We start from the raw sequence: 13780 nt of genomic DNA on the forward strand, positions 1-13780 counted from the left end.
GACAGCGGCGCGGACGAGGGCAGCATCGCGCGGACGGACAGGGACACGGGCACGGGCACAAGGACGGACGCGGGCATCAGCGGGAGCGTCCGGACAGGCACCGGCACAGGAACCCGGCACCCCGCCCCGGCGGCCGGAACCGCACCCCCGGGGCTGCGGGAGTTCTACGAGAACCCCGCCGTGCCCGTCGCCTCCGGGGACGCCCGCAGCCTGCGGCAGGCCCGGATGCTCGCCGCCGCGCTCGGCCCCGCCGCCGCACGCCCCGCCGTCGTGCTCGACGTCGGCTGCGGCGACGGCACGGCGGCGGCGACCGCGGCGCCGCTGCTCACCGGGCACCGGGTCATCGGCGTCGACTGGTCGCAGGACGCGCTGCGCCGGGCGAGGACGCGGCTCGGCGGCGTCGTGCGCGGCGAACTCGCCCCCGGACGGCTGCCGTTCAGATCGGGCGCGGCCGACGCCGTGCTGTTCAGCGAGGTGATCGAGCATCTGGTCGACCCGGACGGCGCCCTGGACGAGCTGCGCCGTGTCCTGCGCCCCGGCGGCCATCTGATGCTGTCCACACCGAACCTGGCCGCCTGGTACAACCGGGCCCTGCTGCTCGCCGGTGTCCAGCCCGTCTTCTCCGAGGTCAGCCTGCGCGCCGTGCACGGCCGTCCCGGCCGGGAGGTCGTCGGGCACCTCCGGCTGTACACGGCCCGCGCGCTGCGGGAGTTCGTGGCCGCGTCCGGCTTCGAGGTGGTCCGGGTCGCGGGCGCGCCCTTCCACGGGGTGCCGCGCCCGGCGCGGCCCCTGGACCGGCTGGCGTGCGCGGTCCCCTCGGTCTCCTCGATCCTGCTGCTGCACGCGCGGAAGGGCTAGGCCATGGAGTGGGCCACGGGGTGGGGAGTGGCCGCCGCGCTGCTGGCGAACGTGCTCTACAGCACGGGGTTCGTCCTGGAGAAACGGGCACTCGGCAGCATGCCCGCCGTCTCCGTCCGGGAGCCCGCGCGGCTGCTGCGGCTGGTCCTCGGGAGCCCGCTGTGGATCGGCGGCTCGCTGGCGCTGGCCGCAGGGTTCGGGGCGCAGCTCCTCGTCTACCGGACGCTGCCGATCGCCGCCGCGCAGGGCGTCTTCGTCTCCGGTCTGGTGCTGCTCCTGCTCCTGTCGGCGCGGCTGCTCGGCGAGCGGTTGTCGGGGCGGGAGCGGCGGGCGGTCGGGGTGGTCCTCGTCGCCCTCGTGATGGTGGTCCTCTCCCTGTCCCCGGACACCGACACCGTCGGCGCCGACGCGCCGGTGCGGCTGATCCTGCTGCTCTGTGTGCCGTCGCTGGCGGCCGGGGTGTGGCTGTACGCCGCCGCGGAGCGCCGGGCGCGGCAGCCGCGCCGGGTGCCGTCGGCGGGGGTCGGGTACGGGGTCGCCCTGGGGCTGCTGTACGGGGTCAGCTCGCTGGCGGTCAAGGGGATGTCGGGCCGGCTGACCGGGCTGTCCGACCGGCCCGCCGCCGTGCTGCTCGATGTGCTGGGCTCCCCGTATCCGTATCTCCTCCTGGTCACCGGCGCGCTCGGACTGGTCATGTCGCAGGCGGCCCTGCAACGTTGCCGGGTCTCCCTGGTGGTGCCGGTGTGCACGACGGTGACGAGCGTGTTCACGGCCGTTCTGGGGACGTTCGCGTTCGGCGAGGCGCTGCCCGACGACCCGGTGCGGCTGTCGCTGCGGGTCGCGGGAGCCCTGCTGGCCGTGGCGGTGCTCCTCACGATGGCACAGCACGCCCCGGAGCAGCACGACCCGCCACGGCACGACCCGCCGAAGTCGCCCGTCCCCGTCGACCTCCCCCGAGGAGCTGACCGTCCATGAACCCCGCCGACCCGCTGCTGGCCTTCCTCGTCTGCCCGTTGGACAAGGGCCCACTGCGCCCCGTGCTGTCCGGCACCGCCTCCGTCGAAGCCCTGTACAACCCCCGGCTGCGGCGCCTCTACCCGATCGTGGGCGGTGTCCCGCGGCTGCTTCCGGCGTCCGGGGCACCGGTGTCCGCCGGGGAACACGAACGGCTGACCCGGCAGGGCGCTCCCTGAGCGGGCCCGCCGTATCGCGCGCATCGGCTCCGCCGGTCCGGGCGGGTCGTGGTGCGGGCCCACCGCGTCGACGGCCTTCGCGACGGAAGGACGGGTCGGTGGCAGCCCTGAACGCGTCCTACAGCCCGTCCAGCCGTATCCGGACCCACCTTGAGAGACCTCTTGCTGGGTCGAGTTCCGGCGATCCGTCGCCTCCCCCAGCGGAGGGACGAGGTCATCGGCTCAGGGGGGTGAAGGTGACCGGGAGGGCCCGGGGGCCGCGGAACGTCGGGGCGTAGCCCCAGTCGACCTCGCTGCTCGGGATGTCCAGGGTCAGGTCCGGCAGACGGCCGAACAGCGTGGTGATCGCGATCTCCGTCTCCAGCTTCACCAGATGGCTGCCCAGGCAGGTGTGCGCGCCGTGGCCGAACGCCAGGTGCGGGCGGGCGTCACGGGTGAGGTCCAGGGCGTCGGGGTCGGGGAACCGGTTCGGGTCGCGGTTCGCCGCCGCCAGCGACAGCAGCACCGTGTCGCCCTCTGCCACACGGGCGTCCCCGATCGTCAGGTCCTCACCCGCGTACCGGTACTCCGCCACGTGGTCCGGCGGGTCCAGGCGCAGCAGCTCGTTGATCGCCTGGGACCAGTCGATGTCGCCGCCGAGCAGGGCGGCTCGTCGGACGGGGTGGTCGAGCAGGCGCAGGACGGTGGTACCGAGGAACTGGATCGTGGTGATGTGGCCGGCGCCGATCAGCGTCATGACCATCACCTCCAGCTCGTCCCCGGTCAGCGCGCCCGACTCGATCAGCCGTGTCGGCAGGTCGTCCCCCGGGTGCGATCGTTTGTAGGCCACGAGCTTCCGGACGTAGCCCAGCATCTCGGCCAGCTTCGCCTCGTCACGCGGCTGCTGGAACTTCGCGCGGTACCACATGTCCAGCACGTCGGCGGCGGGCGCGCGCTCGGCCTCCGGGACGCCGAGCAGATCGTGCACGACGGCGACGGGGATCTCCCGGGTGTACTCGGCGACGAGGTCCGCGCGCCCCCGCCCGGCGAACGAATCGACGGCCCGCGCGCAGGTCCGGGCGGTGCGATCGCGCAGGCGGGACACCGCGGCGGGGGTGAACGCCGGGGCGACGAGCCGGCGCAGCCCGGCGTGTCGGGGATCGTCCAGACGGGACAGGCCGGGCGGGTGCGGGTCGGGGTTGACCGGGGCGCCGCTGCCCAGGCGGCGGTCCGCCAGGCAGGCGCGGACGTCGTCGTACCGGGTCACCAGCCACATCCGGCCCGGGGCATGCGGGTCGTCGACGGGGCAGACCGGGTCGTGCTCGCGCAACCAGGCGTAGCCCGGGTACGGGTCGGCGGTCACGACGGCCGACCGGCGCTCAGCGGCCTCGCCGGCCGGGACGCGGCGAGCGGCACGACCCGCGTCCCGGTCGGCCCTGCCACGAGATCGGCGCGGCGGCGCACGCCGCCGCCGTGGCCCTGCCACAGAGGCAGGTCGAACACGCCGAGGAACCCGGCCGCGGCCGGGCCCGGCCCGGCCGGTGGTTCCCGGTCACGGTCGAGGACGGCGGTGCTTCCCGTGGGGGGCGGCGATGTCGCCGCGCGCCGGAACAGCCCTCGGCATTCCTCGATGTGGTGGCCGTGCGGGACGGTGAACGGCGGCACCAGGTCGTGCCCGGGACCCGGCTCGTCGGTGAGGCGGTCGCCCGCCCGCGCCGTCACCCGGTCCGGCGGGGCTTCTTCGCGGCGGGCCGTGACCGTCCCGGGCAGGTCGAAGACGGTGGCCCCCCTGTCCGGGCGGCGGCACCGTTCGACGGTGCGGTCGCCGTGGCCACCCCCGATGTCCGGGACGGTCGCCGCAGGGGGTGGCGCGGTGGCGATGCCGTCGGCCGGGTCCGCGGCGGCGGGCATACGGCGCAGGCGGGCCTCGGTGGCGGGGCGCTCGCGCGGCCAGGTGGAGAAGGCGCGGCGGGGCGTGCCGGTGCGGAGGGTGTCCGCGGCGTCGGCCCCGTGCTCGGACAGAGGCTTGGGTCGGCGCGGTTCGCCGTCCACCGGGCCGGGCGTCGCGGCGGTCGTGACCCCGTCGTGGTCGTCGGCACGCCGCAGGCAGCCGAAGGCCACCGGGACGTGCACCGGGCTACGCGCCCCGGCCGGGGCACCGCCGATCGTGGTGGCCGGCTCCGCGACGGAGAGCGGACCGGCTTCCAGCGCGGTGAACGCCCCGAGCCGGGCGCCGACGGTCATGGCCCGGTGCCCGGGCGCGCCGAGCCGGTCCGGTACCGGGGCCGGGACCCCGGAGGGTTCTTCGGGCAAGGGCATGATCATTCACCTCCGGGAAGCGCGCCGGCACCGGTGAGGAAGTCCAGGTGCCTGCGCAGCATTCGCTCGTCGGCCGGGGGGAACCCCACCCCGGCCCCGGCCGCGGCGGCCCAGGTGCGGGAGCAGTCGAACCGCGGGTGCGAGCGGGGGCGTTCGGGCAGGGAGAAGGCGAGCGGGGCGAAGGGCCCGGCCGGGTCGGCGAGCATCCGCTCCCGCCATCGGTGGTACGGCACCACCTCGGTCGGGTGACCGGCCGAGGTGAGGGCGGCGGCGACGGCGGCGCGGGTGAGGCCGCCGTCGCCGTGGTAGTGGTGGTCCCGGCAGCGGTGGTCCGGGGCCCGGGAGAGCGCGACGATCGCCGCGGCCACCGTGTCCACGGGCACCATGTCCAGCACCTCGGCGGTGTCCGGGACGGCGCCCGCGGCGACGCATCCGGTGAGCCAGCGGCTGAACGCGGAGCGCGGGTCGGCGGCGCCGGTGGCGGTGTCGCCGACGATGGCCGCGATGCGGTGGATCGAGACGGGCAGGCCGTGGCCGCGGGCGGCGGCGGCCATGGTGTCGGCCACCCATTTGCTGAGGTCGTAGCCGCTGGTGAGGCCGCTCGGGTCGGTGGGAGCGTCGGCCTCGGTGACGACGCGGCCGTCGTAGGCGTCACCGAGGAAGACGCCGAGGGTGGAGATCAGGTGCAGCGGGGCACCGCTGTCGCCGGCCAGGCGCAGGATCGCGGCGGTGGCGTCGACATGGGCGGGTTTGAGGGTGCTGTAGGGCACGGCGAAGTGCGGCACGGCGGCGCTGTGGTAGATCGCGTCCACGGTCGTGAGGGTGTCGTGATCCTCTGTGGACAGGCCGAGGCCGGGTGCGAACAGGTCGCCGGGGACCGGGATCACCCGGTCGGCGACCGGCAGCCGATCGATCGAGCCCTGGCGGACGAGGCAGTGGATTCGGGCGTCGGTCCGGGCCAGGAGCTGGTCGAGGAGGTGGCGGCCGAGGAAACCGGTGGCGCCGGTGAGCAGGATCCGGCGCGGTGCGCCGGCCGAGAAGCCGCCGGACGGGAGGCCGCCGGACGGGCGGGCGGTGCGGGGACGGATTCCGGGTGGGGGGACGGCGTCGGCGCGCAACCGGTCGACCGTGGGCAGATCGGCCGGGGCACCGTCGTCGACGGCTGCCGCGAACGCCGCCACGGTGGGCGCGGTGAACAGGGTGCGCATCGGCACCGTGACACCGAGGCGGTCGCGGACGGCGGCGAGGACATGGGCGGCGATGAGCGAGTGCCCGCCGATGGCGAAGAAATCCGCGGTGCGGTCCACGTCGGACCGGCCGAGAACGGTGGCCCAGATGGCGGCGACGGCCCGCTCGGTGGCGGTCCGGGGCGGCTCGGCCGGGGCGGAGGGGCCGGCGGGGGGCTCGGGGAGGGCGGTGGTGTCGACCTTGCCGGTGCTCTGGGTGGGAAGGACGTCGAGGACGACCACGGTGTCCGGCACGAGATACGCGGGCAGGCGGTCGGCGCAGAAGGCGCGCAGGCCGGGAACGTCCGGGACGGCGGCCCGTGGGCCGGGGCCGGTCGGACCGGGCGTGTTCCGGCCGGGTGCGGCCGAGGCCGGGGCGCCGACATAGCCGATGAGGCGGTCGCCCCTGGCCACCACCACGGCCTCCGCGACGGCCGGGTGCGCGGCGAGCACGGCCGCCACCTCGCCCGGCTCCACCCGGTTGCCGCGGATCTTGACCTGGTCGTCGGCCCGGCCGACGAAGTCGAGCGTGCCGCGCGGGCTCAGCCTCGCGAGGTCGCCGGTCCGGTACATACGGGCCCCGGGGTGGGCGCCGTACGGGTCGGCGGGGAACGCCGCGGCGGTCGCGGCCGGGTTTCCCCGGTACCCCCGGGCGGGCGCCATCCCGCCGATGTAGACCTCGCCGACCACGCCGACGGGCACCCGGCGCAGAGCACGGTCGAGGAGGTGGACGCGGACGTTCGGCAGCGGGCGGCCGATCGGCAGCCGGGTGGGGTGCTCGCGGCCGTCGACGGTGCGATGGGTGGTCGCGCAGACGGTGGCTTCCGTCGGGCCGTACTGGTTGTGGAGGGGTATGCCGTGCTTCGCCCACGCGTGGACGGTCACCGCCGGGACGATGTCGCCGCCGACCATCATGGTCTCCAACGGGAGGCGTTCCCCGGCGAGATCGGCCACCCAGCGCTGCCAGAGGGGAGCCGCCGTGTTCACCGCGGACAGTCGGTGCTCGACGCAGAGCCTGCGGAGGTCCGGCCCGGTGAGGCCGCCCGGGTCGGGGTGGATGACCAGGGTGGCCCCGGCCGCGAGGACCGGGAAGATGTCGCCGAACGCGGCGTCGAAGTGCAGGGGCGGGACCGTGAGGAGGCGGTGCGCGGCGGTGAGGCCGTGTTCGGCGACGAGCGCGGTGGTGAGGTTGAGGAGGGTGTCGTGCTGTACGCCGACGCCCTTGGGTTCGCCGGTGGAGCCGGAGGTGTGGACGATGTAGGCGAGCTGGGACGGGTGGATGGGCACAGGTCCGTGGTGACCGGTGGCGGGGAGGGTGTCGCGGGTCAGGACGGCCCTCGCACCGCTGGCGGTGATCAGGGCGTGCCGGCGGGAGGGCGGCTGGGCGGGGTCGATGGGGACGAAGCATCCGCCCGCCTTGAGCACGCCGAGGATCGCGACGATCGCGTCGGCGCTGGACGGGATGGTGATCGCCACCGGGTCCTCGCTCCGGATGCCGGCCTCGCGCAGGTGGCGGGCGACGGCTGAGGATCTGCGGTCCAGCTCGCGGTAGGTGAGGGGAGCGGCGGCGAGGTCGAGGACGGCGGTGGAGTCGGGGGTCCGGGCGGTGTGGGCCGCGATCAGGTCCACCACGGTCGTGGCGGCCGGTCGGGTGTGGACGGCCGGGCCGGTGGACGGCGTGTCCGGTCCGCCGGCGGAGGCTGGATCGGAGCGGGTGCCGAGGGCGGTGTGGACGGCGCTGTCGGCCGGGGACAACAGGTCCAGGTGGGACAGGGGAAGACCGGGGTGGCGGACCACGGCCTCCATGACCGCCAGCACCTGGTCGGCGATCCTGGTGATCGTGTCCGCCTCGTACCGGTCGGTGCGGTAGTCGATGAGGGCGGGCCAGTCGCCCTCGCGTTCCCTGATGTGGAGGGTGAGGTCGAAACGGCTGGTGGCGCGGTCGAGCGGCAGCGGGGTGGCGGTCAGGCCGGTGAAGGTGACGGGGGCCGTCTCACGGTTGAGGACCAGCATCGTCCGGAACAGGGGATGGCCCTCCCGTGGGGTGGGGACCGTGGTGAGGATGTCGGCCAGGGAGATGTCGGCGTGGTCCATCGCGTCGGCCACCACCCCGGTGGCATCGGCGAGCAGCTCGCGGGGGGTGGCTCGACGGTTCGTGCGGAGCCGGAGCGGGAGGGTCGTGACGAACATGCCGATCACGTCGTCCCACCCGGCCGGGCGGGTGCTGACCGGGGCGCCGACGACGAGGTCGTCACCATCGTTCCGGGTGGAGCAGACGATGGCGAAGACGGTGAGGAGACCGGCGAAGACGGTGGCCCGCTCGCCCCGGCACCAGGCGGCGAAGCGGCGGGTGAGCCCCGCCGGGACGGTGAACCGGTGGGCGGCACCGGGGACAGCGCCCGGGCCGGATTCCGGGTGCGGCGATCCGCCCGGCGCGGGGGTCGGGGCCGTGCCACAGGGGTGGTCCGGCGGGGGTCCGGAGGCAGGCGGGGCGTCGCGGAGTGTCTCGGCCCAGAATGCGGTGGTCCGCTGCCGTGGAACCACGGCTGCCGGCGCGGGGACCGGCACTCCCGGTGCGCCGGTCCTCGTGCTGGGCGCGGCCCTCGGCCCCTGGACATCCGTGGCGCCGGACAGGGGCGAGGAGCCCGGGTCCACGGTGGTCAGGGTCGTCAGGAGGATCGCCATCGATGTGTCGTCGCAGATGATGTGGTGCGTGGTGATCGTCAGGAGATGGGTCGTGGGGGCCGTTCTGATCAGGTGGGCCCGCACCAACGGGCACCGGGTCAGGTCGAAGGGGTGGTCGGCGTCCCGGGCGGCCAGGCGTTCGGCCTCGGGCCACGGGTCCGCGTGAGCGCTCAGGTCGGTGGTGCGCCAGGCCCTCGCCGGCAACGCGTCCGTGTAGGGCGCCGCGCTCAGCAGCGGGGTGTCGTCATGGACGACGATCGCCGATCGCAGGACGGGATGGGTGGCCAGGGTGTGGACGAACCTGGCGCGCAGGTCCGCCTCGTCGAGCACACCCTCCAGCCGGAACGCGGCGTGCACGACGTAGGCGCCGTTGTCCTGGCCCGCCTGGTGGATGATCCACAGTCCGTGCTGCGGGCCGGACAGCCGTCCTGGTGGAGCGGGCACCGGCCCCGGGGTATCGGGGGTATCGGGATCGCCCTGGCCCGCGTCGATCGCGGCGGCCAGGGCGGCGACGGTGGGGTTGGCGAACAGGGTTCTGACCGTCACCTCCCTGCCGGTCGACGCCCGGATCTCGGCGACGGCCTTCACCGCCGCCAGGGAATGGCCGCCGGACAGGAAGAAGTCGTCGTCGCGGTTGACCGGGCGGGCCAGCAGACGCGCGAAGATCTCCGCGATCGTGGTCTCCGGACCCGGGTGGGGATCAGGCGCGGCGACGTCCTCCGCCGGTGGGGGCAGAGCGCGTACGTCCAGCTTTCCGGCGCTGGTCAACGGGAACGCGTCCACGGACACCATCGCCGACGGCACCAGGTAGGCGGGAAGGACACGGCTCAGCCGCTCCCGCACCCTCGGCCAGCGGGGCCGCCCGGCGGCCGGGATCACATAGGCCACCAGGCGGTCACCGTCACCGGCCACGCGGGCGTCGGCGACCTCCGGGTCCGCCCGCAACGCCGCCTCCACCTCGGCCGGTTCCACCCGGTGACCCCGCACCTTGAGCTGCGCGTCCACCCGCCCGACGAACTCCACGACACCGCCCGGCCGGCGCCGCGCCAGGTCGCCCGTCGCGTACATGCGCGCGCCGGGGACCGGCGAGAACGGGTCGGCGACAAAGCTCGTCGCCGACCGGCCGGGCGCGCCGAGATAGCCGCGTGCCAGCGGGAAACCACCCACGTACACCTCGCCGACCACATCGTCGTCGACCGGTCGCAGGCCCGCGTTCAGCAGATACACGGCCACGCCGTCGAGCGGGCCGCCGATGCCGAACCGGCTGCCCCGGTGCACCCGCTCGGCGGTCGACCAGATCGTCGTCTCGGTCGGGCCGTACGCGTTCCACAGCTCGGCCCCGCCCAGCGACCCGGCCAGCTCCGGTGTCAGCGCCTCCCCGATCGACACCCGGACCCGCACGCACTCCGGCACGCCCCCGGCCGCCACCAGCACCGCCCACACCGACGGGGTGACCTGGACGACCGTGACCGCCTCGGCCAGCAGACGCCGCGCCAGCGCGGGACCGTCCACAACGGTCTCCGGCGGTATCGGCGCCACCCGGGCGCCCACGGTCAGCGGCCCCACCAGTTCCCACACCGAGATGTCGAACGCCGGGGAGGTCATGGCCGCGACCACGTCCCCGGCGCCCAGCCCCACCAACGCCGTCGACCGGGCCAGCATCCCGGCCACCGCGCGGTGCGGCACACCCACCGCCTTCGGGCGGCCGGTCGACCCGGAGGTGTGGAGCACGTACGCCAGTGACTCGGGCGCGATTCCGGGTTCGACGCGCTCGAACTCCTCCGGCAGCTCCGGGATCCCGGTCAGCACGACGCGGGCGGCCTCGGTGACGGCCCGGCGCCTCGGCTCGGGCCACAGCGGTTCCACCGGCACGTACACCGCGCCCGCCCGCCAGATCCCGAGGATGGCCACCACCAGGTCCGTGCCGCGCGGCAGGTCCACCGCGACCCACGTCTCCGGCCCGGCGCCCCGCGCCCGCAGCACCGAGGCCAGCGCCGCCGAACGGCGCTCCAGCCCGGCGTAGGACAACTCACCCACCGCGCGGCCGTCCGTGCCGAACCGGATCAGCTCCAGCACGGTCGACGGCGCCGGGGCACCGGCCGGCCCGGCCACCGGCGCGGCCACCACCGAGGACCCCGCCGTCAACGCCGACAAGCGGCGGTCCGGGTCGGCGCACGCACGGTCCAGCAGGGCCAGCAGCCGCCCGGCGACACCGTCGACCGTCGCGCCGTCGAACAGGTCCGTGTCGTGCGCGGTGACCACGGCCATCTCCGCGCCGCCGGACTCCACCATCACGGTGAGGTCGACGTCGGCCGTTCCCGTGTCCGGCAGCATCCGGTCGGCCCGCACGCCGGGGAGCACCACCTCGGGTGGGTCCTGCATCACGAGGCGCGCCTGGCACAGCGGTGCGTGACTCGGGTCGCGGGAGGCGCCGACCGCCTCGACGATCCGGTCGAACGGGACGGCCGCGCTGCCCAGTCCCGCCGCGACCGCGCGGCGGGCCCTGGCCACCAGCTCGCGGAAGGTCGGATCACCGCCGATCCCCACCCGCAACGGCACCGGGTTCACGAACATTCCGACGACGCCGGCGAACTCCGGCCCCGGCCGCCCGGACACCAGGGTGGCGACCACGACATCGTCCTGGCCCGCCGTCGTGCCCAGCGTGGCGGCGTACGCGGCATACAGCACGACGAACCGGGTGGCGCGCGTGGCGCGGGCGAGCGCGTCGACCCGCGCGGTGAGACCCCCGGGGACGGCGTGGCGGCGCAACTCCCCCCGGAAGGCGCGCATCCTCGGGCGGGGCCGGTCGGTGGGCAGGGTGAGCAGGTCCGGCACACCGTCCAGATCGGCGACCCGCCGGGACGGGTCGTGGTCGATGATGTCCGGTGGCGCTCCAGGACGGTCCGGCAGCGGCCGGGCCGGGTCGGCGTACACGGCGCTGATCTCCCGGCACAGCACCGACAGTGACATACCGTCGACGACCGCGTGATGCGTGTTGATCACCAGTATGTGGTCGGTCGGCGTGATCCGGCCCAGACGTATCCGGAACAGCGGCCCGGTGCGCAGGTCGAACGGCTCCCGTGCGGCCTGCGGCACGAACACCTCCGCGTCCGGCACCGTCCGCACCACGACATCGGCGGCGCCCACCGGCCCCACCCGTCCGACCGGCTCGCCGTCGACCTCGTCGAAGGTCGTGCGCAGCGCCGGGTGCCGGGCCACCACCAGATCCGCCGCGCGCTGGAGCGCGTCCACCGACACGGGACCGGCCAACCGGAACACCGCCGGGTTGTTGTGCAGGGGTGCGCCGTCGGCGAACGCGTCGAGGAACCACAAGCGCCGAGCCCCTGGCGGGAGCGGGATCGTCATCGGTGCGCTCTCCGAATCTCCGAACCGGTGCCGGTACGCCGTCGGATGCTCCGGGTCCGCCCGTGGGAACGGCGCGTCGGCGGCCACCCGGTGCAGCACCGCCAGGGCCGGCGGGTGACCCGGCCACGGTGGCGGACGATCCGCCCGCGCGGGGGAACCGCCCGGGCCGGGGCCTCCCCGAGGGGGCCGATGTCGCGCGATGCCGCCCGTCCGCGTTCGGACGGCCCGCCGCTGGTCGACGCGGCGTCCGGGCCTTTCGTGCCGCGCGGTCCACCGCGCCGCTCCACCGCGTCCACCCGGTGGCCGCCGCGGTCCGGCCGGATCACCGGCCCGGTTCCGGCCGTACCCGCCCGGACGACGACGTTCATGTCCGGCCCCTGGCCGGGTCCACCGAGAGCAGGGCTGCCGCGAGATCGGCGGGTGTGGATGCCTCGAACACGGTGGCGACGGTCGCCTCCATGCCCAGTTCGACCCGCATCCGGCTGACCAGCGCGGTGGCCATGAGCGAGGTGCCGCCGAGGGCGAAGAAGTCGTCGTCCGGGGTGACCGGGTCCACCGACAGCACCGCGGCGAACAACCGGGCGAGGTCGTCGGCGAGCCCGCCCGACGCCCGCGGCGCGGGCACGGCGAACGCGGCCCGGTCCAGTTTTCCGTTGGGGGTCGACGGGAAGTGCCCGACCACCTCGATCATGTCCGGGACGAGATGGGCCGGCAGCCGCTCGGCGAGGTGCGCGCGCAGGTCCGGCACGCTCGCCCCGCGCGGCACCACGTAGCCCACCAGGTAGGCGCCGAGCGGTCCGGAGTGGGCGACGACCGCCGCCCGCGCCACCGCCGGGTGGGCGCCGAGCGCGGCCTCCACCTCGGCCGGTTCGACCCGGTGGCCGCGGATCTTCACCTGGTCGTCGACCCGGCCGAGGAACTGCAGGTCACCGTCGGGCAGCACACGGACCAGGTCTCCGGTGCGGAACATGCGCGAACCGGGCGGACCCCACGGGTCGGCGACGAACCGCTGCGCGGTCGGCCCGGGACGGCCCAGATAGCCGCGCGCGACCCCGGCGCCGCCGATGTACAGTTCGCCCTCGGTGGCCGGGGCGCACGTCTCGTCCAGCACACGGAGTTCGGTGCCGGGGATCGCCGTCCCGATCGGCACCACCGGGCCGCCGGTGAGCGGGGCGCTCATGGTGGCGCACGCGGTCGTCTCGGTCGGGCCGTAGGCATTGACCATCCGGCGGCCGGCGGACCATCGGGCGACGAGGTCCGGGCCCGGCGCCTCCCCCGCGACGATCAGGCAGGCGACCGAAGGCAGCGCCATGTCCGGCTGGGCGGCGAGCGCGCTCGGCGGCATGCACACATGGGTGACGCCGTGCTCGGCGACGAACCGGGCGAACGGTTCGCCGGGCGGAAGGCCCTCGGGCGGCGCGAGAACGAGCGCGGCCCCGGTGAGCAGCGCCATGCACAGGTCGGCGACGGCCACGTCGAAGCCGACCGACGCGTACTGCAACACCCGGGCACCGGGTCCGGCACCGAAGCGTTCCCTCTGCGCCGCGACGAGATGAGCGATCCCCGTATGGGGAACGACCACGCCCTTGGGCTTCCCGGTCGAGCCGGAGGTGTAGATGACATAGGCGGCGCACGCCGGATCGGGTTCCGCCACCGGGGCGGCGGACGCCGCCGCGGCCTCCAGCGCCCGCAGCTCCCGCGGCGTCAGCACCAGGGTGGGACGGGCGTCGGCGAGCACGGCGGCCACCCGGTCCGGGGGTTGGGCGGGGTCGACCGGCAGGTAGGCGGCTCCCGCGGCGAGTACGGCGACGACGGCCACCACCAGGTCCGCGCCGCGCGGGATCGCGACGGCGACGATGTCGTCCGGCCCGACCCCACGGTCTCGCAGCCCGCCCGCGACCGCGGAAGCGCGGGCGTCGAGCTCACCGTAGGAGAGCGTGCCGTCAGCGGCGACCACCGCGATCGACTCCGGGGCCCGGGCGACCCGGCGCCGGAACATCCCCACCATCGTCCCGGCCGATAAGGGATTCACCTTGTCCGCTCGCGCGTCCACTGCGGTTTCACACTCCGTGACCCACGAAAATCCATTGGGGGAACGAGGGGGAACTCTGTCCCATGACGCGGATCGGTGTCAACGAGGTCGACGGGGTGCTT

Annotated in this window: 7 protein-coding genes; 3 read left to right on the forward strand and 4 right to left on the reverse strand. The window is 75.3% G+C overall.

The window, feature by feature from the left end; translation table 11 throughout:
• Positions 1-153: 153 nt before the first annotated feature.
• From CRV15_RS36230 to CRV15_RS01895, 3 genes are read left to right on the forward strand one after another with little or no spacing between them, the layout of a single operon-like run.
• Positions 154-858, forward strand: coding sequence for a class I SAM-dependent methyltransferase (locus CRV15_RS36230; protein ID WP_174391445.1), 705 nt, complete (start codon positions 154-156; stop codon positions 856-858).
• Positions 859-861: 3 nt separating this feature from the next.
• Complete coding sequence (locus CRV15_RS01890; protein ID WP_003962564.1) at positions 862-1833, forward strand: hypothetical protein; 972 nt, start codon at positions 862-864, stop codon at positions 1831-1833.
• A complete protein-coding gene (locus tag CRV15_RS01895; protein WP_003962563.1) occupies positions 1830-2051 on the forward strand; it encodes a Trm112 family protein in 222 nt (73 codons plus the stop codon). The genes CRV15_RS01890 and CRV15_RS01895 overlap by 4 nt, the downstream gene beginning before the upstream one ends.
• Positions 2052-2265: 214 nt before the next feature.
• Here the strand turns inward: CRV15_RS01895 and CRV15_RS01900 are convergent, their stop codons facing one another.
• From CRV15_RS01900 to CRV15_RS01920, 4 genes are all read right to left on the reverse strand, one after another.
• On the reverse strand, positions 2266-3393 hold the full coding sequence (locus CRV15_RS01900; protein ID WP_003962562.1) for a cytochrome P450 family protein: 1128 nt from the start codon (positions 3391-3393) through the stop codon (positions 2266-2268).
• On the reverse strand, positions 3390-4349 hold the full coding sequence (locus tag CRV15_RS01905; protein WP_230864189.1) for a class I SAM-dependent methyltransferase: 960 nt from the start codon (positions 4347-4349) through the stop codon (positions 3390-3392). The genes CRV15_RS01900 and CRV15_RS01905 overlap by 4 nt, the downstream gene beginning before the upstream one ends.
• Positions 4350-4351: 2 nt before the next feature.
• The gene (locus tag CRV15_RS01910) at positions 4352-11626 is read right to left on the reverse strand and encodes a non-ribosomal peptide synthetase (RefSeq protein ID WP_029183130.1); all 7275 of its coding nucleotides are present in this window, start codon (positions 11624-11626) and stop codon (positions 4352-4354) included.
• A 364-nt stretch (positions 11627-11990) separates the two neighbouring features.
• Positions 11991-13634 (reverse strand): non-ribosomal peptide synthetase, encoded by a 1644-nt coding sequence (locus CRV15_RS01920; protein WP_009998055.1) that lies wholly within the window; start codon positions 13632-13634, stop codon positions 11991-11993.
• Positions 13635-13780 lie beyond the last annotated feature (146 nt).

It is taken from the genome of Streptomyces clavuligerus (assembly GCF_005519465.1).
Lineage (GTDB): Bacteria > Actinomycetota > Actinomycetes > Streptomycetales > Streptomycetaceae > Streptomyces > Streptomyces clavuligerus.

What these genes read in the sequence shown, in the direction of transcription:
- CRV15_RS01890 (WP_003962564.1), top strand. Translation starts at nt 862, where the DNA reads ATGGAGTGGGCCACGGGGTGGGGAGTGGCCGCCGCGCTGCTGGCGAAC.
- CRV15_RS01895 (WP_003962563.1), top strand. Translation starts at nt 1,830, where the DNA reads ATGAACCCCGCCGACCCGCTGCTGGCCTTCCTCGTCTGCCCGTTGGAC.
- CRV15_RS01905 (WP_230864189.1), bottom strand. Translation starts at nt 4,349, where the DNA reads ATGCCCTTGCCCGAAGAACCCTCCGGGGTCCCGGCCCCGGTACCGGAC.
- CRV15_RS01910 (WP_029183130.1), bottom strand. Translation starts at nt 11,626, where the DNA reads ATGACGATCCCGCTCCCGCCAGGGGCTCGGCGCTTGTGGTTCCTCGAC.
- CRV15_RS01920 (WP_009998055.1), bottom strand. Translation starts at nt 13,634, where the DNA reads ATGGTGGGGATGTTCCGGCGCCGGGTCGCCCGGGCCCCGGAGTCGATC.